This is a genomic window from Hyphomicrobium sp. GJ21 (genome assembly GCF_001006785.1).
GTDB lineage: Bacteria > Pseudomonadota > Alphaproteobacteria > Rhizobiales > Hyphomicrobiaceae > Hyphomicrobium_B.
This window is the reverse complement of the sequence record NZ_CDHO01000004.1, coordinates 48564-68175: the sequence shown is the minus strand read 5'-3', so window position 1 is coordinate 68175 and position 19612 is coordinate 48564. Positions and strand designations below refer to the sequence as shown.

At 60.9% G+C, this 19612-nt stretch carries 22 protein-coding genes; 11 read left to right on the top strand and 11 right to left on the bottom strand.

The features are described from left to right. Positions 1–33 precede the first annotated feature (33 nt). Together HYPGJ_RS17920 and HYPGJ_RS17915 are read left to right on the top strand one after the other, a co-directional pair. The gene (locus tag HYPGJ_RS17920) at positions 34–741 is read left to right on the top strand and encodes a Crp/Fnr family transcriptional regulator (RefSeq protein ID WP_046848587.1); all 708 of its coding nucleotides are present in this window, start codon (positions 34–36) and stop codon (positions 739–741) included. A 134-nt stretch (positions 742–875) separates the two neighbouring features. Beyond that, entirely contained in the window at positions 876–2033 is a 1158-nt protein-coding gene (locus HYPGJ_RS17915; RefSeq protein WP_052750969.1) for an NnrS family protein, read from the top strand. 10 nt (positions 2034–2043) lie between these two features. Here HYPGJ_RS17915 and HYPGJ_RS17910 read toward each other — a convergent pair whose 3' ends face one another. Further along, on the bottom strand, positions 2044–2226 hold the full coding sequence (locus HYPGJ_RS17910) for a hypothetical protein (RefSeq protein WP_046848585.1): 183 nt from the start codon (positions 2224–2226) through the stop codon (positions 2044–2046). Between the two features lie 134 nt (positions 2227–2360). On the opposite strand from HYPGJ_RS17910, the gene ybaK reads away from it, so the two are divergent. Continuing rightward, positions 2361–2840, top strand: a complete 480-nt coding sequence (gene ybaK / locus HYPGJ_RS17905; RefSeq protein ID WP_046848584.1) for a Cys-tRNA(Pro) deacylase — start codon at positions 2361–2363, stop codon at positions 2838–2840. 40 nt (positions 2841–2880) lie between these two features. Here the strand turns inward: ybaK and HYPGJ_RS17900 are convergent, their stop codons facing one another. The 3 genes from HYPGJ_RS17900 to HYPGJ_RS17890 all read right to left on the bottom strand — a co-directional run bounded on the left by HYPGJ_RS17900 (position 2881) and on the right by HYPGJ_RS17890 (position 5681). Beyond that, a complete protein-coding gene (locus HYPGJ_RS17900) occupies positions 2881–3210 on the bottom strand; it encodes a hypothetical protein (RefSeq protein WP_046848583.1) in 330 nt (109 codons plus the stop codon). A gap of 227 nt (positions 3211–3437) precedes the next feature. Next, positions 3438–3932: a nucleoside diphosphate kinase regulator gene (gene rnk / locus HYPGJ_RS17895; protein WP_046848582.1), complete on the bottom strand. Its 495-nt coding sequence runs from the start codon at positions 3930–3932 to the stop codon at positions 3438–3440. 288 nt (positions 3933–4220) lie between these two features. After that, positions 4221–5681, bottom strand: coding sequence for an AMP-binding protein (locus HYPGJ_RS17890; protein WP_046848581.1), 1461 nt, complete (start codon positions 5679–5681; stop codon positions 4221–4223). A 382-nt stretch (positions 5682–6063) separates the two neighbouring features. Between HYPGJ_RS17890 and HYPGJ_RS19380 the strand changes: the two genes are divergently transcribed. The 3 genes from HYPGJ_RS19380 (at position 6064) to HYPGJ_RS17880 (ending at position 7637) form a co-directional block, all read left to right on the top strand. After that, a complete protein-coding gene (locus HYPGJ_RS19380; protein WP_200185787.1) occupies positions 6064–6207 on the top strand; it encodes a hypothetical protein in 144 nt (47 codons plus the stop codon). Between the two features lie 77 nt (positions 6208–6284). Beyond that, the gene (locus tag HYPGJ_RS17885; protein WP_046848580.1) at positions 6285–6803 is read left to right on the top strand and encodes an HD domain-containing protein; all 519 of its coding nucleotides are present in this window, start codon (positions 6285–6287) and stop codon (positions 6801–6803) included. 165 nt (positions 6804–6968) lie between these two features. After that, the gene (locus HYPGJ_RS17880; RefSeq protein WP_244466287.1) at positions 6969–7637 is read left to right on the top strand and encodes a lysophospholipid acyltransferase family protein; all 669 of its coding nucleotides are present in this window, start codon (positions 6969–6971) and stop codon (positions 7635–7637) included. 34 nt (positions 7638–7671) lie between these two features. Here HYPGJ_RS17880 and HYPGJ_RS17875 read toward each other — a convergent pair whose 3' ends face one another. Then, complete coding sequence (locus tag HYPGJ_RS17875) at positions 7672–8925, bottom strand: cyclopropane-fatty-acyl-phospholipid synthase family protein (protein ID WP_046848661.1); 1254 nt, start codon at positions 8923–8925, stop codon at positions 7672–7674. 163 nt (positions 8926–9088) lie between these two features. Between HYPGJ_RS17875 and HYPGJ_RS17870 the strand changes: the two genes are divergently transcribed. Then, complete coding sequence (locus HYPGJ_RS17870; RefSeq protein WP_046848578.1) at positions 9089–9424, top strand: DUF3175 domain-containing protein; 336 nt, start codon at positions 9089–9091, stop codon at positions 9422–9424. A 67-nt stretch (positions 9425–9491) separates the two neighbouring features. Here the strand turns inward: HYPGJ_RS17870 and HYPGJ_RS17865 are convergent, their stop codons facing one another. Beyond that, on the bottom strand, positions 9492–10907 hold the full coding sequence (locus HYPGJ_RS17865; protein ID WP_244466285.1) for a glycosyltransferase: 1416 nt from the start codon (positions 10905–10907) through the stop codon (positions 9492–9494). Positions 10908–11144: 237 nt separating this feature from the next. On the opposite strand from HYPGJ_RS17865, the gene HYPGJ_RS17860 reads away from it, so the two are divergent. The 4 genes from HYPGJ_RS17860 (at position 11145) to HYPGJ_RS19570 (ending at position 14197) form a co-directional block, all read left to right on the top strand. Then, positions 11145–12002, top strand: a complete 858-nt coding sequence (locus tag HYPGJ_RS17860) for a transporter substrate-binding domain-containing protein (RefSeq protein WP_052750968.1) — start codon at positions 11145–11147, stop codon at positions 12000–12002. Positions 12003–12094: 92 nt separating this feature from the next. Further along, positions 12095–13459 (top strand): glycoside hydrolase family 3 N-terminal domain-containing protein, encoded by a 1365-nt coding sequence (locus HYPGJ_RS17855; protein ID WP_046848575.1) that lies wholly within the window; start codon positions 12095–12097, stop codon positions 13457–13459. A 112-nt stretch (positions 13460–13571) separates the two neighbouring features. Beyond that, complete coding sequence (locus tag HYPGJ_RS17850) at positions 13572–13886, top strand: hypothetical protein (protein ID WP_046848574.1); 315 nt, start codon at positions 13572–13574, stop codon at positions 13884–13886. A 182-nt stretch (positions 13887–14068) separates the two neighbouring features. Beyond that, on the top strand, positions 14069–14197 hold the full coding sequence (locus HYPGJ_RS19570) for a hypothetical protein (RefSeq protein WP_013216246.1): 129 nt from the start codon (positions 14069–14071) through the stop codon (positions 14195–14197). A gap of 253 nt (positions 14198–14450) precedes the next feature. Here the strand turns inward: HYPGJ_RS19570 and HYPGJ_RS17840 are convergent, their stop codons facing one another. The 5 genes from HYPGJ_RS17840 to HYPGJ_RS17820 form a co-directional block, all read right to left on the bottom strand. After that, on the bottom strand, positions 14451–14825 hold the full coding sequence (locus HYPGJ_RS17840; RefSeq protein WP_046848572.1) for a GIY-YIG nuclease family protein: 375 nt from the start codon (positions 14823–14825) through the stop codon (positions 14451–14453). Positions 14826–15040: 215 nt separating this feature from the next. Then, positions 15041–16048, bottom strand: coding sequence for an HAD family hydrolase (locus tag HYPGJ_RS17835; RefSeq protein ID WP_046848571.1), 1008 nt, complete (start codon positions 16046–16048; stop codon positions 15041–15043). A 76-nt stretch (positions 16049–16124) separates the two neighbouring features. Further along, complete coding sequence (locus tag HYPGJ_RS17830) at positions 16125–17027, bottom strand: formate/nitrite transporter family protein (RefSeq protein ID WP_046848570.1); 903 nt, start codon at positions 17025–17027, stop codon at positions 16125–16127. Then, positions 17027–17695 carry a TlpA disulfide reductase family protein gene (locus HYPGJ_RS17825; protein ID WP_046848569.1) on the bottom strand — a complete coding sequence of 223 codons (669 nt, stop codon included), beginning with the start codon at positions 17693–17695 and terminating at the stop codon, positions 17027–17029. Before HYPGJ_RS17825 ends, HYPGJ_RS17830 begins: the two co-directional genes overlap by 1 nt. 77 nt (positions 17696–17772) lie before the next feature. Beyond that, positions 17773–19566, bottom strand: a complete 1794-nt coding sequence (locus HYPGJ_RS17820) for a glycosyltransferase family 39 protein (protein ID WP_244466283.1) — start codon at positions 19564–19566, stop codon at positions 17773–17775. Positions 19567–19612 lie beyond the last annotated feature (46 nt).

Here is a 19612-nt window from a genome sequence, read left to right as displayed (position 1 = left end):
AGAACGAGAGGAAGCGGCTAGGGTGCTTTCACAATGAAGCCCGGCCCGCAGTTTTCCCGCAACGACTTGTCATCGCTCGATTTATTCGAGGGACTTTCACCGTCCGTTCTCGACGAGGTGATCGCCGTTACCCGTTGCCGTGCTCTGGCCCGCGATACCCGGATATTCAATCAGGGCGACGGCTACGTCAGGGCGCATCTCCTCGTCGAAGGCAGCGTCCGGATTGCGCAGACGGGAAGCGACGGCGGGCAGATCGTCGTGCGCTTCATCGGACCCGGCGAAATGTTCGGCACGGTGGCCTTGTTTACCGATGGGAAGTATCCGGCCGACGCTGACACACTGACCGACGCCATCGAGTTCAGCTGGAGCGAAACCGATCTGCTCAAGCTCATGAGCGCCCATTCGCAAATCGCGATCAACGCGCTCAAAATTGTCGGGAAGCGCATCCAGGAAGCGCAAAACCGGCTGCGCGAACTCGCGACGCAGCCCGTCGAGCGCCGCATTGCGCATACGCTGCTGCGCCTCTCCAAGCAGGCGGGCCGAGATACTCCAGACGGCGTGAAGATCAGTTTTCCATTACGGCGCAAGGACATCGCCGACATCTGCGGAACAACGCTGTTTTCCGTCAGCCGCGTGCTGACGACCTGGGAAAAGGCCGGCTGGCTTGCGACACGCGATCAGCATCTGACGATTGCGAAGATTTCCGAGATCCAGCGCGTCGGCGACAACGAGACCGCCTGAGTTGCCTCGCCGTTTGCGGAGCAACAAAGCGACCCCGTATCGATGCCCCTATCCGTGAGGCAGGAACAGATTTCCTGTCGAAACTCAGAAAGGGACGCGCGGTGCAAAGGGCGGCGGTCGCAGACAAAAAAAGCATGACGGTTTGGACGATCGCATTTCGTCCGCTGTTTCTTGCCGCCAGCCTATGGTCGGCACTGGCTTTGGCTGTTTGGGTCCTTGTCCTGACGCAGGGTCTGGCCTTGCCGAGCCGTTTCGCTCCGATCGACTGGCATGTGCATGAGATGCTGTTCGGATTCATTCCTGCGGCGATCGCGGGATTTCTTTTGACGGCCATTCCCAACTGGACGGGGCGCGCGCCGGTCCGTGGACTGCCGCTGATCGGTCTTGTCGCGCTTTGGGTGGCCGGGCGGATCGCCTGTTTTTCATCGGCTTTGCTGCCCGTCTGGATGGGCGTTGCTGTCGATAGCGTGTTTCTGTTGGCGCTCGGCCTCGTCGTGACCCGCGAGATCGTGTTGGCCGGGAACTATCGCAATCTCATAATGCCGGTGCCGATCGCCGTGCTTCTGATTGCGAACATTCTTACGCATCTCGAAGCTTTGGGTGTTCAGGTTCCGTCAGGCCTCGGACGGCGTCTCGGCATCACGGCGGTGGTGTTCCTGATGTCGGTGATCGCCGGAAGAATTATCCCGGCCTTCACGCGCAACTGGCTGATGATGCGCAAAGCGGAGAAGCTCCCCTCTCCCGCCGGGCGCTTCGACGCCGTTGCCGTCGCGACTTTGGCGCTCGGCCTTTTGGGCTGGGTGTTTTTCCCCAAGTCCGTCGTATCCGGCGCCATTCTGCTGGCTGCGGCTGCACTGAATGGCGTGCGCTTGCTGCGTTGGCGTGGGTTCGCAACCACTGCAGAGCCGCTACTGGCGATCCTGCATGTGGCCTATTTCTGGATCGTCGTCGGCGCGGCGCTTCTCGGCGCCAGCATCCTTGGCGAGCACGTTCCGGAGCCGGCGGCCATCCACGCTCTGACAGCCGGCGCAATGGGCACGATGGTGCTTGCCGTGATGAGCCGGGTGTCTCTCGGGCACACCGGCCGGATGCTTCACGCGGACGCGATCACGACGATGGCTTATGCCGCGATCACGCTTGCGACGCTGACGCGAATAGCAGCCGCGTGCCTGCCGTCTCTCTACGCGCCGCTCATTTCGCTTTCCGGCGTGCTGTGGATCGCGAGCTTCGGAATCTTCGTCGCCTACTATGGCCCGATGTTGTTAGCGCCGCGTGCCGACGGCCTCCGCTAGATCGCCGCTCTTATTTCTCGCGCATGAAGCGCACCGCGGCATTGGCATCCTTGCGGCGGCGGTCGGCGGCTAATACGATCTTGGTGACGTCGCTTCGCTCGTCGAACTCGCGCTTTTCCGTGCGCCGTCTGCGCATCGTGAGGAGTGCGGCCGCCGCTCCGAACGCCAAGGCTGCGAAGATCCAAGCTGTCATTTCCGATCTCTCTCCGGTTGACGTCAGAAATGCGTCCGACTCACATGGCGTAGCTGGCGGCAGATTGCCCAGCTCTCGCCTCGCCATCAAGTCTCCACCGGCCGTCGGCCGACCAAGCCCTTCAGGAACGCCAAATGTCAAAAGCGACCCGCGCGACGGAAATGCTGGACCGCAGCGGCGTCACGTATGCGTTGCAGTCCTACGACTACGATCCCGGCGCGGATCGCATCGGCGTGCAGGCGGCGCTCGCCCTCGGCGTGCCGGCTGCTCAGGTCCTGAAGACTCTCATGATCATGGCCGACAATAAGCCAGCGTGTGCAATTCTGCCGTCCGACTGCGAACTCTCGATGAAGAAATTCGCGGCGGCGCTCGGAGCGAAGTCGGCGGAGATGATGAAGCCCAACGATGCGGAGCGCATCACTGGTTTCAAGGTTGGTGGCATCAGCCCGTTCGGGCAACGGCGCGGCGTTCCGACAGTGATCGAGGAGCAGGCGCTCGCTCTCGAGTCCGTTTTCGTCAACGGCGGTCAGCGCGGGCTTCAGATCAAGCTCGATCCGAAGCAGATCGTTCGGGTTCTTGATGCCAAGGCGGCATCGCTGATCGCAACGGCGTGAAGCCGATCCGATCAGCGCGCCGACCTCGGCAGATCTTGTCTTAGCCGCTGATGCGCGATGCGCACGGGCGTGCAAGCACCACGCATTTCGCTGTGATCAGTGCGTTCTTCGCGCAATCCCAGCGCACGTTCGCGGCGCGGTCAAAGTTCGCGAAGGCGCGGCCGTACTGGTTCTCGACGGCGGCTTCCCAGTTGTCGACGGCGGCCTGACGCGCACGCGCGCTGCCTTCGCCGAACAATCCCTTGCCTGTTGCAACGCCTTCCAAAACCGGCTTGCACACGCCGCGCTTGTTCCAGCGCGCGTCGGCACTGGTCGTCTGAGCCGCCATACCGAGGCCGATGAGCAGTGCAACACACAAATGTCGATACATGAATAGGATACTCCCCGTTTTACATATTGGGCGGATAGCTCCATGCCCAGGTTGCGGTGTCAATTTGAGAATGCTCGCGCGTGCAAGAATTTCGTGAATTGCGGCGTACGGGTCACCGTTGGGGCCGGTAGGCCGGAGCGCGAAAACGCGGCAGCCGAAAAAGGGCGAATGCAATGCACGCGCCCTAACCTATGGCTTGATCACGTCGAGAAAATTTCCTTGCGCGCTCAGGCGGCGCGCGGCGGTTCGGGATCATCGTCAGCCGTCGCCGATCGAGCAGCTTTTCTCCGATCGGCAAACGCGACGATGCTCGCAGCCGCGCCTGGCTGTTCGACCGCGATGACCGTCAGCGTATGCTGTTTGCCGTCGCGGGCGGTCCAGGTGATCGACTGACCGGCGGCGAGACCAATGAGCGCCACGCCAATTGGCGTCAGGACAGAAATTTTATCCTGCGAAATGTCGGCTTCGCCCGGGAAGACAAGCTTCACGCGCCGCTGCTGCGCGGAATCCGTGCGGAACTCTACGGTCGAATCCATACGCACGACGTTGGCCGGAACCGACGCCTCCTGCACGACCTCAGCTCGGCCCATCTCGATTTCAAGCTCTTGGGCAACCTCCGGAAACCGGTCGATAGCGCCGAGCGCGAGATCGGTCAGCCGCTTGAAATCGTTGTCGCTGACGACAATACGAGGCTTCACGGCGCCTTCATTTGATTGGACCATGGCGTCCTATCTTTCCTGAAATGACATGCGGATAATCCAGCGCAGACACTGCGCCGGACCGGTCACATCGATGTTTTTTGTGTGGGATGCCTCGGGAGAGGCTGCGCTCCGCTCGGGCTAAGCACGTACCCCTAGGCTCGGGGCGCGCACGGCCGAGCACCAGGGGCTACGCTTCCGCGAGCCGGTGAATCCGAAGAAATGTGGCGCGAACCTTGGACATGCCTATAAATTGGGCGCTTGTTGAAATTTGTCAAGCCGGGCGGGAGTGAGCGCCGCCGATCAGGTTGCTCAGACGATGGCACATGACGCAGAGACCGATTGGCCTGCGCCGGATGCCTGGCCATATAAATTTTTCGCGCGGCTGACCTTACCGGACTTATCCGGCAAGATCCTCTCGACCAGCTCAACGTCGAGCTTGATGATATCGGCAATACCTTCGCTCGCAAGCGACTGATGCACGTAGGCGCGCAATCGCTCCGCCGACAACTCCTTGCCGGCCTGGGCGGCAGCGCGCAGAACGAAGGTATTGACCCCGGTCTGAAGGATCTGGTGCTCGGCGAGATTGGTTTCGTTGTCGAGCGCCGCGAGGAAGACGTAGATCGGCAAATCGCGGCTCTGTCCGTCGACCTCGATCCAGAGCTGATCCTTCGCCCGGCCGCCGACGGACTCGATCAGCGGCAAAAGATTTCCGCAGGGGCACGAGCTCTCGCTCATCGTGACGATGTCGTCGATCTCATAGCGAATGATCGGCTGCACGAGGTTGTAGAGGTTGGTCAGCAGGACCTTGCTGCCGGGCGTGCCTTTCGGGACCGGACGATTGTCCGCGTCAACGACTTCGAGAATTGCGAGGTCGCTGTTGAGATGGCTGCCGCGGCAGACAGGACAGCCGCAACTGAGCGCCATGCATTCCGCCATGCTGTAGCTGTTCGTGACATGCACGCCGAAAGCCGTTTCGATGCGCTCGGCGACGGCCGGAGGCAGCGGCTCGCTCATGCTGTTCATCTGCTCGAGCTTGCCGCCTTCGCGAAGCTTCAGCCGCCCGGCTTCCTGCTCGCGCGCGAGATATTCCAGCGAGCTGGTGTAGCCCGTGATGAAAGTCGGCTGGAAATCGTTCAACCGCTGCACGATCTCCTCGATCGGATCGAAGACGGACATGCGCTGCAGTTTGATATAGGGCGTGGCGACGCGCGGGAAATAATTAAAGAACGTGCTGCTCGGATAGAATCCCGGCCGCTGCGTGATGATGACCATGCGCGCCGGATTCACGAGCCGCCCGATATGCGGCAAGAATCTGCGTTTGATCTTGTTGCCGCGAGCGAACTGCGCCGCAAAGCTCGTGATGATGGCGTGCTTGTCCTGGACGACCAGCGCCGGCTGACCTTGGCTGCCTGATGTGTGACAGAGCGCATATTTGTCTTTGAAGTATACGCCGAGATTGGCGTGATCGGCCATGAAGGCTTCGATGTCCGCACGGCGAAGCGACCTGTCGGTAAAGACGTCATCGAGATTGGCCATCATCTCAGGTTTGCTGAGAGTCGGCAGATCTTCGATCCGGCAGGTTGCGAGATCTCGGCCTTGGAGCCGCCGCCGATGAAAAGGGGAATTTGCATTGGCGTAACGAAGAAGGCGGCGGAATCTCTGCTCTCTCAATTCCAGTGTCCGATCCACATCGCCCGTGCGAGGCGGGATGAGCTTGTGCAGCGTCGTGCTGAGTTCCAGCAATTCGGAGGCCGCAGTCAAAACGCCCATCAGGAAACCTCTCAATCGGATTGAACTTATCGATACTACGACCTGACGCGGCGGTCTTGCGGCGAACGCGCCGGGGACAGACATATCTGCATTGAATTTGTGCGTGATTGCTCCAATTGAGTGAATTTCCGTGCGAAGGCCCGCGCTTAATCTCACGCGTTCCGCCATGCGCAAGTTCCTGAGCAACGGTGTTTTTTTCGAATGAACGGCGCCGGAACGCTGAGATCGCGCAGCGTGTTGCGAGAATTAAGAACGCCGCACATGACACATGTGCGCACTACGTTCGCGCAATTAATTTTGGCGCGGGGTGCCAGGGAACTTCATCGGCCTGCCGACGTTTCAAACGACTGTTTGCCAAGTTGAGGCGCTCTGAGTTTCGACAATGCACAACCCACTAAAGCATCAGCTAAACGTGAACGAGGATGACGATTCGGACGGCTATTTTCTCCTCATCGTGCTGATCTCCGCGTTTTTGCTTTCCACCGTCGCGATTATGATCGGATTGGGATTTGCGCTGATCGCTTGACGACAAGAAATGCGCCGGTATTGACACTCGCCGGATCCGGCCTTTGTGCCCAAGCTGATGAATGGATTTGAGAGCCAATGACGTCGTTGGTTCAAGACGCGCAGGCCTTTTCGGCTCGAAAGCACGGGCATCAGACCCGGAAACACGATTCCCTTCCCTATACGGTGCATATCGAGGGCGTCGTTGAGATTTTGCGGAGTCATGGGATCGCGCAGCCGGTCGTCATTGCCGCCGCGTATCTGCACGATACGGTCGAGAAGACCGATACCAGTATGGGCGAGATTATCGACGGCTTCGGCACCGACGTCGCGCGGCTCGTCTATTGGCTGACTGATGACGATCAAGGCACACGGAAGGTTCGCAAGCTCATGTCGGCGTGGCGGCTTGCGCGCGCGCCGTGGGAGGCGAAGCTCATCAAGCTTGCCGATCTCATCGATAACACGCGCTACCTCATAGAGTACGACGCCGATGCGGCGCCTGCGTACATTCTCGAAAAGAAGCAGACGTTGCAGATGATGGCCGATGAAGAGGGCGACCGGATCATGCGGCTTTCGCTGTTCCGGGAAGCGATGCGAGACGTTCCGTCAGGCCAATGACATACCGGGTTGCACAAATGTCGATCATATCCAACAGAGGTTTTAAGGCGGTTGATTTCGGAGGTCCAAGACGACTAAGATTCACTGCTTTTCGGCCCCACACTGCACCCTTCTGAGATGAAGAGATCTGTTCGAACCACGTTGCTGGCAAAAATTTCGGCGCCCATGGCGGCTGGCCTCATCCGGACTGTCAAAGCAACATCCCGAACCGTCCACGAGCCCCCCGATCTCATCGAACGCCTGCGTGCGCAAGTGCCGTTCATCATGGCGATGTGGCACGGCCAGTTCATGATGCTCGCGGATCTCAACACGCGGGAATTCAATGTGTCCGCGATGGTCGCGCGTCATGGGGATGCGGAGATCATGGCGCACGTTCTCAAAAAATTCGGCATCTCCGCCATTCGCGGCGCTGGAGCGGGACGGCGGAAGAAGAATCGCGGCGGTGTTTATGCTCTGAGAGCCGCTCATCACGCCCTGGAGCAGGGAACGATCGTCGCCATGACGGCAGACGTTCCTGCATCCAAGCCGCGCGTCGCTGGAGACGGCATTGTTACGCTCGCGCGCCTTTCCGGCCGACCTATCATACCGGTGGCGGCGGCGACGTCACGTTACGCGGTGCTCAATACGTGGAGCAAGATGACGGTGAACATGCCGTTTTCGAAGCTTGCGGTGGTTGGCGGCGATCCGATTTTCGTCGCCGCCGATGCGGATGACGCGGCGATGGAGAAGGCACGCTTGGCCGTCGAAAATTCGCTGAATGCGGTTACAGCGCGCGCCTACGCACTGGCGAAGCAGTCAGATCAGCAGGCGAGCGATGCGCCTTTGGCTCTGTGAACGCGTTCCGCGTGCGCACCTACCGCTCCTACCGCTACTCTGCCGCAATCGCGTAAGTGGCTCTCGCCTGCTCAGACTGGCGCAGACGGATTTCCTCGGCTCCGATGTAGTCGCGCGTGCGCGGAACCGTGTCGAGCTTTCGCGCCAGCTGGATTTGAAACACCATCAATCCGCCATAGCGGAACCCTGCCTCTGAGGACGCGAGATAGAACTCCCACATGCGACAGAACCGATCGCCGAGAACAGCTTCCGCCTCTTTGCGATGGCTGAGGAAGCGGCTACGCCACGCGGCCAGCGTATCGGCGTAGTGCAGGCGCAGGATTTCAATGTCCGTCACGATCAGTCCCGACTTTTCGATCGAGGGTAGGACTTCAGCCAGCGACGGCACGTGACTTCCCGGAAAAATGTATCTCTCGAACCAGGGGTTCGTGGGGCTCTTGCCATCCAGGCGGCCGATCGAATGCAGAAGCGCAACACCGTCGTCTTTCAAACTTCGCCGCACGACACTGAAAAACGTGTCGTAATCGCGCGCGCCGACATGCTCGAACATGCCGACGGAAACGACGCGATCGAACGTCTGCTCGAGCGCGCGGTAATCCTGCAAACGGAAATGGACGTGGTCGGTGAGTTTTCGTTCGTTCGCACGCCGCTCGGCGACCTTGAGCTGCTCGGGCGAAAGCGTCAGGCCCGTAACGTCCGCTCCGCACACGTCGGAGAGGTAGATCGCCAAGCCACCCCAGCCGCTGCCGATATCGAGGACCGACGCGCCTTCCGAAACGAGAAGCTTCGCAGCAATGTGACGTTTCTTTGCGAGCTGGGCTTCTTCGAGGCTTTCCTTTTCGGAGGCGAAGTACGCGCACGAATACTGCCGATCGGAATCGAGAAACAGCGAATAAATGCGATCGTCGATATCGTAATGATGATGGACGTTATGGCGCGCCAGTTTCTCGGAGTTGCGGTGCCGCCAGCCATCGAACGCCGTGCGCAGCGCATGGCGAATTCGTCCCATCTGCGGCGGCGACAACGCATCAAGGTTATGTCCCAGAAGCTCGAGAACGTCATAAATGGAGCCGCCGGAAACTAGCAGTCGGCCATCCGTATAAAGCTCGCCGAAAGCCAGCTCGGGATTGAGGAACAGCTGTCGCCCGGCGCGGTGATCCGTCAAGGTCAGGGTCAACGGAGTGCCGGAACCATCACCAGCTTGCAGCCGTTCGCCGCTCGGCAAGACAAGGGTCAATGACCCGCGCTGAACACAGCTGTTGATCAGAGATTGAAGTGCGAGCTTCATGTCGATCGCCTCAGCATTCGATGCTGCGTCGCGATTTGAACCTTGCGCGGCGCCAGCAGGTTCCACGGCGTCTCGGTTCGAGGAACCTAGCGCCTCTCATGCTGTTGTCCAAGTCTAATAGTTCGGCATTCGCGAACCGCAGCTCAATGGTAAAGCGGCGATAATGATGAAAAAATCTGCTCAGAAACGTTCGTCAGCAGGCTCGCACCGGTCGGCGCGCAGCCAATCCAAGCGCTGGTCGGCGGACGTGACGCGCAACAGCGACGCGCTGGATTTGGAAGACAGCGTATTCAATAAGCGTAAGCCGGAGGACATCGCGAGGTCGCTGAAACGCTCTGCTTTGCAAAGCCGCCGTCGCAAGGGCACGCCTTTCCAGTCGGCAATGTCGATGCTGACGTTCTACATCAATCGTGCCGGCAAGAACTTGTCTCAGAGCCGCCGGCATACCTTGGATCGCGCGAAGGACGAGTTGCGAAAAGTTTTCCGCCGTCCGGCTTAGAACTCGAAGCCAATATGTCGGACGCAGACATGTTGGGCGCGGACTTGTCGGGACGCAAAACGGGGCATCAGGATTTCGGCAATGCGATCCGGTGGCTTGCGCCAGCGCCGTGCGCGGTTTTTTCCCAATGAAACGGCCTGAAAATCAGGTCGATGACGGCGCGATAGGCGGCCCATGATATCGCCAGCCAATAAACTGGCAGCCACGCCGCGGCCCAAAGTCCGGAAATCGATCCTCGTGCCGTCACGATGGTCAGTAGCCATGCGGCGCCGTATCCGATCATCAAGTGCGCGCTGAATATCCATTGCAAAGCCGCACCGGCTGGCATTACAGCAGCGCCGCTCATCGCTCCGTTCACGAGCAGAACGTAAAACCAGGGATGTACGAGGATCGACAGGATCATTCCGCCGATCATGATCTGGAAGCCGATGAACTGCCACGTTCCGAGGTCGCGCCAGAGCCTCAAGGGATGGCGCATGTGCACCAGATACGTCTGTATCCAGCCTTTGATCCAGCGTGTGCGCTGACCGCACCACGTCCGCCATTCCGTGGGGGCTTCTTCCGAGGTTTCCGACCTGATGACGCCAACATCGTAACCCAGTCGCGCAATGCGAATGCCGAGGTCGGCATCTTCGGTGACGTTGAACGGGTCCCAGCCGCCGCACTTCAGGAGAAGGTCGCGGCGAAAGTGATTGGACGTGCCGCCAAGCGGGATCGGCAGCTTGAGGAACGCGAGCGCCGGTAACAGACCGCTGAACAGCGCCTTGTATTCGAGCGCGAACTGCCGGCTGAAGAATGATTGCTTGGCATTATAAATCGTAAGCTGCGCCTGCACGCAGGCGAGCCGCGGTCCTCCAGCGACGAAAGCGGCAGCGGCGCGCCGAAGCTGATCGCGGTCGGGAATGTCCTCGGCGTCGTAGACGGCCACGAGAATTCCGCCGGCTTCCTGCAGCGCGAAATTCAACGCACGCGGCTTGGTCTGCGGATGCCCAGCGGGCACCGTCAGAACGCGCATGTTTTGGGCGAGATTGCTCTGGAGCAACGCCTGCCGGGTCGGCTGATCGTGCTCTTCCGTTATAAAAAGAATTTCGACGCGATCGGGCGGATAATCGATGCGGCGCATGGCGGCAACGAGACCCGGCACGACGGCTTCTTCCTTGTACACCGGCACCAGCACGGAAAACGTCGGAAGGCGGGCGTCGAAGCGGCGGTCATCGAGCGGTCCGCGCCAGTGTTTCGGCTGCCGCCTGATCACATACCAGACGGCGACCAGCCGAACCGTCGCGATCATAAGGAACGGAAGCGCGAGAACGACCCACCAGAGAATCAGAGCCTCTTCATCGACCAGTATCAGTGCGGCCGTAAAAATCGCCGGAATGGCGAGCATCACTGTCTGCTGCCAGACCGGAAACGGGGTTGCGGCGGAAAAATCCGGGGTGCGCCGACGCAAATCGTTGACCGCGCGATCGAGCCGCCGGATCACGCGCAAAAAAGATTCCCAAGGCACCGGCGCCGGAGGCGACGCTGATGGCGGCTTTTGCCGTCGCCGTAGCGCCGACCGCGGCTTATCGTTCCCCACCGTTGACATGCACGCCCCCGAGCCGACGGCGGTTCCGACGTTCGGCCGGGCCGGAGTATATGCTCTAGTTTAGAACCAGCAACGGGACTAAGACTGCGAATCTCATTTTCGTCGAAAGACCTTCCGTATACTGCGGTGCATATGAAAACCGGATCGCGCATTCCTCGACTGTTCGGCGCTGCGCTCGCGGTGGCGCTTGCCGGTTCGGCAGGCTGGGCCGTCGCTCAAAATGCAAAGACTCTTCCATCGCTCAGCGATACCCGGGTTGCGCCGCAGCAGACCGAGGCCGCATCCAGACGCGTCGTTATCCGCTTCCTGACGGACAGCGATTTCCCTCCGTTTGATTTCTACGACGAAGACGGCGTTCTGATCGGCTTCAATGTCGATCTCGCGCGGGCGATCTGCCTTGAGCTCAACACGTCGTGCGATATCAAGGCCCGGCCGTGGGACGAGTTGTTCGGTGGGCTGAAGAACGGCGAGGCCGACGCCGTCATCGCTGCCCACAGAGTAACGCCGGCGGCGCTCAAAGACGTGGAATTCACCGACCGCTACTTCCATACGCCGGGCCGGTTCGCGGGCCGGAAGGATTCGCCCAAGGTCGAGATGACGCCGAGCGGGCTCGACGGGCAGCGTATCGCGGTGGCGCGCGGCACGGCGCACGAGGCGTACCTCAAGGCATTTTTCCGCGACAGCCCGCTCGTCGTTTTTGAAAACGCCGACCTTGCACGCGAAGCGCTGGCAGGGGGCAAGGCCGACTTTATCTTTGACGACGGGATATCGCTCGCCTTCTGGTTAAACGGCACGCTTTCACGCCAGTGCTGCGAAATGCGCGGCGGGCCTTATCTCGAGCCCAAGTTTTTCGGCGACGGGCTAGCTATTGCCGTTCCCAAAAACGATCCCCAGATCAGGCTACTGCTCAACAAAGGGTTGGACCGGGTGCGGGCATCCGGCCGGTTCGAGGAGCTTGTGCAACGATATTTTCCCGTCAGAATTTATTGACCTTAAGCGTTGCGTGACGCCGGTATCGGAAAAGCAACCAAATTCGATGCTCTGCCTCAATCTTATCCGTCTGCAGGCTAGTATAGGCGGTGATGCTCCGTAGCTTTGCCGCCGCTGTCATAGGTCTTGGCTTCCTCGCAACGCTACTGGCGCTGCCTCCGGATGCCGCCGGCGCGCGAGCGTATCGCAGCCACGTCTCGGCGAAGAAGAAAACGTATTGGGCGCGCAACAAGGCCCGGCAACGCGCCGCAATGCGAGCCCGCAAAGCGGTTCCGGCCGTTGCGCAACAAGCTGCCACACCCGGTCAGCCACTGCCCCCGAAGCGACCTCTAAAACTTCTGACGCGCGCCGACATTCTCGGATCAGATCCGGCCAGGCTCGAACGTCTCGGACGGCGCATCATCGTCGGCTTCCAAAGCTTCGACGAAGTGCGGCCGCTGGTTGAGAAGGGCGGCATCGCCGGCATCTTCATCACCGATCACAATGTTCGCGGTCGCAAGGCCGATGACGTCGCAAAGGACATTCAGAGCCTCCAGGACATTCGCAAAGCGCAAGGACTGCCTCGGCTGATCGTCGCCGCCGACCAGGAAGGCGGATACGTGTCGCGCCTGTCGCCGCCGTTGAAGCAGCAGCCGTCGCTCGGCACGCTCGTCGCCAAGCTGAAAAACGACGAAGACCGCGAGAAGGCCGTGCGCGCTTATGCCGAAGTGCAGGCGCAGGGGCTCGAGCGGCTCGGTGTCACGATGAACTTCGGTCCCGTCGTCGACCTCCGACTTGGAACGTCACGCCGCAACGACGGCGAAACACAGCTCTTCTGGCGCGCCATCGACAGCAACCCGTATCTCGTCGCCAAAGTCGCGGGCTGGTATTGCGACACGCTGACGAAATTCGACATCATCTGCACGCTGAAGCACTTCCCGGGCTTGGGGCGTGTGGCGCGCGATACGCATGTCGTGACGGGTGAAATCTCGGCGACCACCGCGCAGCTCGAACTCAGCGACTGGCTTCCCTTCCGCCGTCTCATGGGCAAGCCCGGCATCGCGACGATGATCGGGCATGTGCGGGTCACCGCGGCCGACAAGGACACGCCAGCGTCCTATTCGGGCGAAGTCATCAACTCGTTCATTCGTGCCCGCACGGAGGGCGACGTTCTGCTGATCACCGACGACCTGGGCATGGGCGCGGTGACGCGCTCGAAGGACGGTCTCGGCGGTGCGGCGGTCAAAGCCGTCAACGCGGGCGTCGACTTGCTGCTGCTTTCCGATGCCGCGCAGTACTACGACACCGTCATGTCGGCGTTGATCGAGGCCGACAGCAATAATGAAATCGATCAGGCGCGGCAGATCCAGGCGCGCGAACGGCTTTCGAAATATGTTTTCGTGGACGATTCCCCGCCGCGTGCCGCGCCTCCGCAGCATGCTCAGCAGGAACCCGCGCACGCACCTCCGGCGAATTGACCTATCTCTATCGTTCGCTCGCCTGTTCCCTGAGGAACAGCGGCGGGACGGCGATGGTGCAAGTCTTGCTCCTCGCGCGGGCTCCGATATGCGCTCGCGAAGGAGAGCCGCCATGCTCGATGTCATCCATGGATTTCTGCTGCAGAGCGCCGTCATCGTTCCCGTGCTGATGCTGCTCAGCATCGGCGCGTGGGTCATTCTACGCAAGTTGCGACTGATGCGCCTCGATGAACCGTTCGATGCCGCCGACATGCGTACCTGGCCGCTGGCCTACGCGATGGCCGATGCGGCCATCTTCGCGCTGGTGTTTTCGGCGATCGTCGCGACCTTGGGAGACGGGCAGCTCAACGTGGCGCTGGCGGGTGGCGGCGGCGCGCTCGTGGCGCTCGGCGCGGTTCCGCTTCTCACCGCGAAGTGCAGACGCTGAGGTGATCCGGCCGCGGCCTCGCTGACCGCCAGCAATCAGACCAATGATGAGGACGGCATTTTCCGTAGCTGCGGACGCGACGGCGGCGGCACCGTGCTGGCGGCGCAGCTTGACTTGGCATTGTCCGCGTGGCGTTTGAATATCGAATTTGGATTCGGACGAAGGCGTGGAGGCCCATCACGATGGATACGAAATCGCTCATCATCGGCGTGCTTCTGGTCGCCGTCGGCGTGCTGAGCTACCTGCTCTACGACGCCAACCAGACCAAAGTGAAGATCGATCTGCCCGGAGTGAAGATCGAGGGTCGGTGAGCGGCGCTGCCGAGATGCGTTATTGCGTTGAATGATGCGCGCTGTTTGCACACGACCGTCATCCTCGAACGGGTGAGCCTGCGAGGCCGTTCGGGGATCCAGCATTACAATTGCCGAAGGCTCAATATTGCGTCTGCGACGCGCTTTGCGCTGGATCCCCAGCCTTCGTTCGCGCTGCTCACTCGGCTGAGGATGACGGAAAAAATTCCGGAGATCGCCGCATCCGTCGATACGAAAGCCATCGCTCGAAACGTCATCCCCGCGTAGGCGGGGATCTATCCAGGTTACTTGACGAGTCTGGAACTAAGTTTGGTGCATCTATCGAACCGAACTCAATCTCACCTGTCGCTGGATCAAACAAATTGGCCCATTCCGGGTTCATTTGCTCGATAAGTCGATACTTCCATGTACGCTGCCAGCGCTTTAGTCTTTTTTCACGGACGATCGCAGCATCCATAGTTTCGTGCATCTCGTAGTAGACGAGCGTCTTAACGCAATACTTCTTTGTGAACCCGTCGATTAGACCTTGGTCGTGCTGCGCCATTCGATGTGGCAGATCGCTGGTCACACCTACATAGAGTGTCCCATATGGCTTACTTGCGAGGATGTAGACACACGGGCGCTTCATGGGCCGAGACGTCCTAGTTCGACGACGTGAGCAACATAACCGGTAGAGGACGTCATCCCGGCGAAGGCCGGGATCTGTCCAAGTCCGCCAATGAACAGTCGCTTGGCTGGACGGATCCCCGCCTACGCGGGGATGACGACGTGGGACTGTAATGGCCTTAACGACGGTCGCAATCGCGAATTGCCATTGTTGAAACAGCGTCGTTTCGACGTTCCTCAACCCAACCCCCTCACCTCTTCCCGCACACGCACGTCCGCGATGATGCGGTCGAGCAGGAGGCACGTACGTTTCCATAGATCCGAGCCTTTGCGGTAGTCGGCGACGGCGTAGAAATCGCAGCGGCCGGCTTTGAAAAGCTCGACGCATTTCGCTTCGCTCTCGTCGGGGCCGTGCACGGCAATCGCCTGCCCGCCGTTCTTTTTCAGAAGCGCCATCGACGGCACGTCGGTGTCGCCGTCGCCGAAGTAGATGAAATTCGAAAACGGGATCGGCCGCTGCGCCTCGGGCATGTGCGCGTTGATGCTCTGGCTCAAGTCCTCCAGCCCCTTGTTGATGCGGAAGAGGAACTGCGTCTTGCCGGTGTCCGAGATGACCCGTTTCGGAAACGGCAGGTCATAGGCGTCGAACCAGTATTCGCTCGCGAACACATTGGCGAAGTGCGGGTAGATTTTCGTGCCTTCGATGATCTCGGTCAGACCCGACGAGATCAGATAGTGCTTCACCGTGATGCCGCTGTCGCCCGCGCGCTTTTTCACGTACGCGTGCATTGCGTCGAACCACGTCGGGACGCCCGGATACAGCTCGACGAGCTTGCCCTGCGCGACGAGATCGGCGCGGTCGATGCGCACGTTTTTCTCCTTCGCCTTCTTGTAGAGCAAATGCATGTAGGTGATCAGCGCGTCGGCGCGCTCGGCCTGCGAGACGCGCGTGCACTCTGCCCAGAACGATTTCGGATCGATGCCGAGTTTCGGCAGGAAGGCATATTCCTGCATCGGCTTCGGCGAGAGCGTGCCGTCGAAGTCGTAGACAAGTGCGATGACTTTTTTATTTGGCGCTGGCGACTCCGCTTCGCGGAGCCGGCCGCCAGCGCCGGGCTTGCTACGGACACCGAGCGAATGAGCGGGAGCATCATTTGGCGCTGGCGACTCGCGTTCCGCGAGCCGGCCGCCAGCGCTGTCGCTGCCTGTACGACGACGTTGTTTGTTGTTGACCCGCTCGACCATCGGCCGCCTCGCTTCCGCCTCGACTTGTAGGGCGGAGAAAAGCGTGATTCGGGTGGCGTTCGTAAGTCCGGGCGGTTCAGCTTTCCGAGGTGTCGGCGTAAATTTCCTCGCGCACCTGCGCGTAGCTCAGCACCGAGAACAGGATGGTTCCGCCGAACACGTTGCCCGCCAGCGTCGGCAGGAAGAAGCGGAACACCGCCGTTTCCAGGCTGATGATGCCCGTCGCGACGCCGTAGATCGCTTCGACGCTGCCCGCCACGATATGCGTGAAGCCGAACAGTGCGATCAGATACGTCAGCAGCGTGATGACGATGAACTCGACATGCTCGGTCGAAGACAAAATCCAGACCAGCGCCGCGATCAGCCAGCCCGCGCCGATGCCCTTCGCAAACATTTCCCACGGCGTGTTGCTCATCACCTTGGTGACGATGTCGGCGAGTGCGGGGGTGACGTTCGAGGGAACGACGGGCAAGTAGGCAATCGCCGACGCGAAGATGAGGCATCCGGCGATGTTCGCGGCGAGCACGATGCCCCAGAGCCGCAGCATCTTCAGCAGCCAATGCACCTGCTTGCGCGCCATCACCGGCAACACGGCCGTCAGAACGTTTTCAGTAAATAGCTGCTGATGTCCAAGAATGACGATGAGGAAGCCGACGGCATAGCCAAGCTTAGCGATCAGCGGCGACCATTCGGACGCCGGGAGATGCGCGGCCAGAACCGCGTCCGTCAAAAACGAAAAGCCGATGGAAATGCCAGCCGCGACGCCCGACCACCAGAGCGCCGACGACGGTCGCCGGAGTTCGATCTCGCCCTGGACGCGAATGATCTCGTAAACGACCGCGGGGCGATGGCGGACGCCCTCGCGGACTTGCTGCCGCTCCTTGCGGCTGAGGCCCGATCCCGGAGGCGGGTCTTGCGCCGAAGTTCCAGGCTCGTCCTTCTTTGCCGACGCGCCGTCCTTCGGCGCTTTTTCGGCCATCAGTGCTTGCAACCCGGACCATGCACGTGACCCGGCTCGCCGTGGGCGGCGCCGTGGTCGTGCTGATGATCGTGGTCATGACTGTGATCGTGGCCGCAGCCGCACGCCTCACCGTGCTCGTGATGGTGATGCGCTTCCGGATCGACGAGCGCCGCGCCGAGCTTATGCTCGATCGCGATCGCCATCTCGCGCGGGCTGTCCTTGTCCTCGATGAGCAGCCCCATGACTTCCGCGCCGAGGCGCAGATCGTCGACCGCGCCGAGATAGTGGCGGCGCAGGCGTCCCTGCCGGTCGAAGATCAGCAGCGCCGGCGTGCCTTGAAGCTCGTAGGCCTTCATCGTCTCGGGCAATTCTTCGCCGTTCGGTTTGTCGAGCGCGACGGGAATCGTGATCTCGTTCTCGTTGAGATAGGCTTCGACTTTGTCCGGCGTCTGCTCGGCGAATTTCTCGAACGGCATATGCAGGCCGAAGACGGCGACCTCGTCCTCCTCGAATGCACGCCGGAGCCGCATCGCCTGCGGTAAGCCGAATTTCTGCGAGCCGGGGCATTCCAGCTGCCAGATCGCGATGACGATGACTTTGCCCTTCTCCGCCTTCAGCGTGCGCTTCTTGTCGGAATTCAGCCAGCGTTGCGCGATGATCTCGGGCGGGTGTTCGGGGTTGAACATCGAATGATCCTTGAATGACCTTAACGGTATATAGCAGTCGCGACGGCTGAAGTGCAGGCGTGTCGGCCCGCACGCAATCAATCACAATTTCCAGATTTCTGCGGACCTGCGGGCGCAGCGTCTGGCGCGCACGCGAAGTTCGCCGGAATTTTACAAGGCTGAGCGGGATTCAAATCGTAAATCCGAAAATGAACCGGGCATCCGCGCATCACGTTGTATGCCGACACGCAGCCGCTCGGACTTGGCAGCGGAGGCTTCGAGCTGGTCGTCAGGGCCATGTTCATGCGGTTGCTCCAACGATCCTCGACGATCAAAAGTTTCGCACCGTAGCCTGATATCTCGCTGGCGATGGCTTCCGGGGCCTGGCGGTCGGGCGAAACTCCGAGCAGCAAGCGGCTCGACGGCTCGCGAAAACCGACGAGATCGATGTCATGCGCGGGGCACGCCGCGACGGCGCGCTTGAGTTCGGCCGACGGCCAGATCTTGTCGATCGACGGCAGCACAAATCCGAGAAGCGTAATCGCGAACAATCCCAGCGCCGCGACGCCGATGGTCGCCCAGCCACGCAACAGTCCTTCGTGGATCAGCCGGCCGCTCCAGATGAACAGCGCCGCGATGATTGCGATGAGCACGGCCGGCACGATGTCCGGCGCTTCATTCGCGAAGCCGTAGACGGCCGCGAACACGGCGAGCGGTATCGCCGCGAGAGCCGTCGGCCAAACGAGCAGGCCGCCTTCCGGCCGCTTTCCGTGCCCCGTCTCGCTGACGACGACCGACGCAACGGCGAGCGCCAGCGCCGGAAACATCGTCTGAACCATGTAAGTGCCGGGCTTCGACGACAGGGCTTCGAGATAAATCAGATATCCGATCACCCAAGCGAGCAGGAAGCTCGGCAATCGCTGGTCGCGCGCGGGCCAGAAACGCTTGAACACCACTCCGAGCAGCGCCGTGCCCGGCAGAAAGCCGAGCAGCAGAGCAAGGGCGAACGTGCCCGGAAACGCGCGCAGCTTCATGTCCTGCGCGCCACCGAGCGCTGCCAGGAATTCGGGCCAGCTCAATCCCGCAAACGGCGTTCCGTCCTGATGCGCGCGCACCAGCAGCCAGGGAGCTGCGATGGCGAGCGCGATCGGCACGCCGAACAGAGGGCGCAGCCGCTTCAGCCACGAAAAATCACGATCGAATGCAAAGAGCGCTGCCAGCGTTGAGACGATGAGAATCGGAACCAGCAGCGCGTTGATCAGCATCCCGGCGCCGACCGCTGTCCAGAACAGCAGCGCGAGCCATGTTTCTCCGCGCGCGGAGAACCGGCGTGGATGGCTGGCGAGAGCCTCAGAAGCAACCGGCGGCCCTGCCGTCACGTAAAACCATGCAAGCGTCAGCATGGCGATCGTTGCCGGAAGCAGAGACAGCCCTTCGGCGATTGCAAGCTGCGAGACGAGCACGGTCAGCGGCGCCACTGCGAACAGCGCCGCAGCGATGAGCGCCGCCTCCGCTCCGATGATGAGACTTCCGAGCCAGAAGACGGCCAGCACCGCAAGCGTCACGAAAATCAGCGAGGGAAGCCGATAGACGCGGATGTCGCGGGCGTTTTCCTCTCCCGCCGCCGACCGGCTCAGCGCCTGAGCCCAGAACGTGCCGATCGGGCGATATTGGTGAACCGCGCTGCCGTAGCGCGGATCGGACCAGTCACCGCGCGCAACCATATCGCGCGTGGTCTCGGCATATATGGCTTCGGTGCGGTCGACGGCCGGAAGGCGGACAAATCCTGGGAGATAAACGGCGAGACACAGCAGCAGAAGCACCATCGACGCCGCCTGCGGGCGTGAGGCCAGCGCGGCCCATCCGTCGGTTAACGAGCGGCGACGCTCCACCACAATATTCTCCCAAATCTTGACAGGCTTTTCGATCCGGGCTGTT

Excerpts from the sequence above, each read along its gene's own strand:
- HYPGJ_RS17855 (WP_046848575.1), top strand. The coding sequence starts at position 12,095 with ATGCTCCGTAGCTTTGCCGCCGCTGTCATAGGTCTTGGCTTCCTCGCA.
- HYPGJ_RS17875 (WP_046848661.1), bottom strand. The coding sequence starts at position 8,925 with ATGAAGCTCGCACTTCAATCTCTGATCAACAGCTGTGTTCAGCGCGGG.
- HYPGJ_RS17900 (WP_046848583.1), bottom strand. The coding sequence starts at position 3,210 with ATGTATCGACATTTGTGTGTTGCACTGCTCATCGGCCTCGGTATGGCG.
- HYPGJ_RS17915 (WP_052750969.1), top strand. The coding sequence starts at position 876 with ATGACGGTTTGGACGATCGCATTTCGTCCGCTGTTTCTTGCCGCCAGC.
- ybaK (WP_046848584.1), top strand. The coding sequence starts at position 2,361 with ATGTCAAAAGCGACCCGCGCGACGGAAATGCTGGACCGCAGCGGCGTC.
- HYPGJ_RS17860 (WP_052750968.1), top strand. The coding sequence starts at position 11,145 with ATGAAAACCGGATCGCGCATTCCTCGACTGTTCGGCGCTGCGCTCGCG.
- HYPGJ_RS17840 (WP_046848572.1), bottom strand. The coding sequence starts at position 14,825 with ATGAAGCGCCCGTGTGTCTACATCCTCGCAAGTAAGCCATATGGGACA.
- HYPGJ_RS17890 (WP_046848581.1), bottom strand. The coding sequence starts at position 5,681 with ATGGGCGTTTTGACTGCGGCCTCCGAATTGCTGGAACTCAGCACGACG.
- rnk (WP_046848582.1), bottom strand. The coding sequence starts at position 3,932 with ATGGTCCAATCAAATGAAGGCGCCGTGAAGCCTCGTATTGTCGTCAGC.
- HYPGJ_RS17850 (WP_046848574.1), top strand. The coding sequence starts at position 13,572 with ATGCTCGATGTCATCCATGGATTTCTGCTGCAGAGCGCCGTCATCGTT.
- HYPGJ_RS17830 (WP_046848570.1), bottom strand. The coding sequence starts at position 17,027 with ATGGCCGAAAAAGCGCCGAAGGACGGCGCGTCGGCAAAGAAGGACGAG.
- HYPGJ_RS17885 (WP_046848580.1), top strand. The coding sequence starts at position 6,285 with ATGACGTCGTTGGTTCAAGACGCGCAGGCCTTTTCGGCTCGAAAGCAC.
- HYPGJ_RS17880 (WP_244466287.1), top strand. The coding sequence starts at position 6,969 with ATGGCGGCTGGCCTCATCCGGACTGTCAAAGCAACATCCCGAACCGTC.
- HYPGJ_RS17825 (WP_046848569.1), bottom strand. The coding sequence starts at position 17,695 with ATGTTCAACCCCGAACACCCGCCCGAGATCATCGCGCAACGCTGGCTG.
- HYPGJ_RS17920 (WP_046848587.1), top strand. The coding sequence starts at position 34 with ATGAAGCCCGGCCCGCAGTTTTCCCGCAACGACTTGTCATCGCTCGAT.
- HYPGJ_RS17870 (WP_046848578.1), top strand. The coding sequence starts at position 9,089 with ATGATGAAAAAATCTGCTCAGAAACGTTCGTCAGCAGGCTCGCACCGG.
- HYPGJ_RS17835 (WP_046848571.1), bottom strand. The coding sequence starts at position 16,048 with ATGGTCGAGCGGGTCAACAACAAACAACGTCGTCGTACAGGCAGCGAC.
- HYPGJ_RS19380 (WP_200185787.1), top strand. The coding sequence starts at position 6,064 with ATGCACAACCCACTAAAGCATCAGCTAAACGTGAACGAGGATGACGAT.
- HYPGJ_RS19570 (WP_013216246.1), top strand. The coding sequence starts at position 14,069 with ATGGATACGAAATCGCTCATCATCGGCGTGCTTCTGGTCGCCGTCGGC.
- HYPGJ_RS17910 (WP_046848585.1), bottom strand. The coding sequence starts at position 2,226 with ATGACAGCTTGGATCTTCGCAGCCTTGGCGTTCGGAGCGGCGGCCGCA.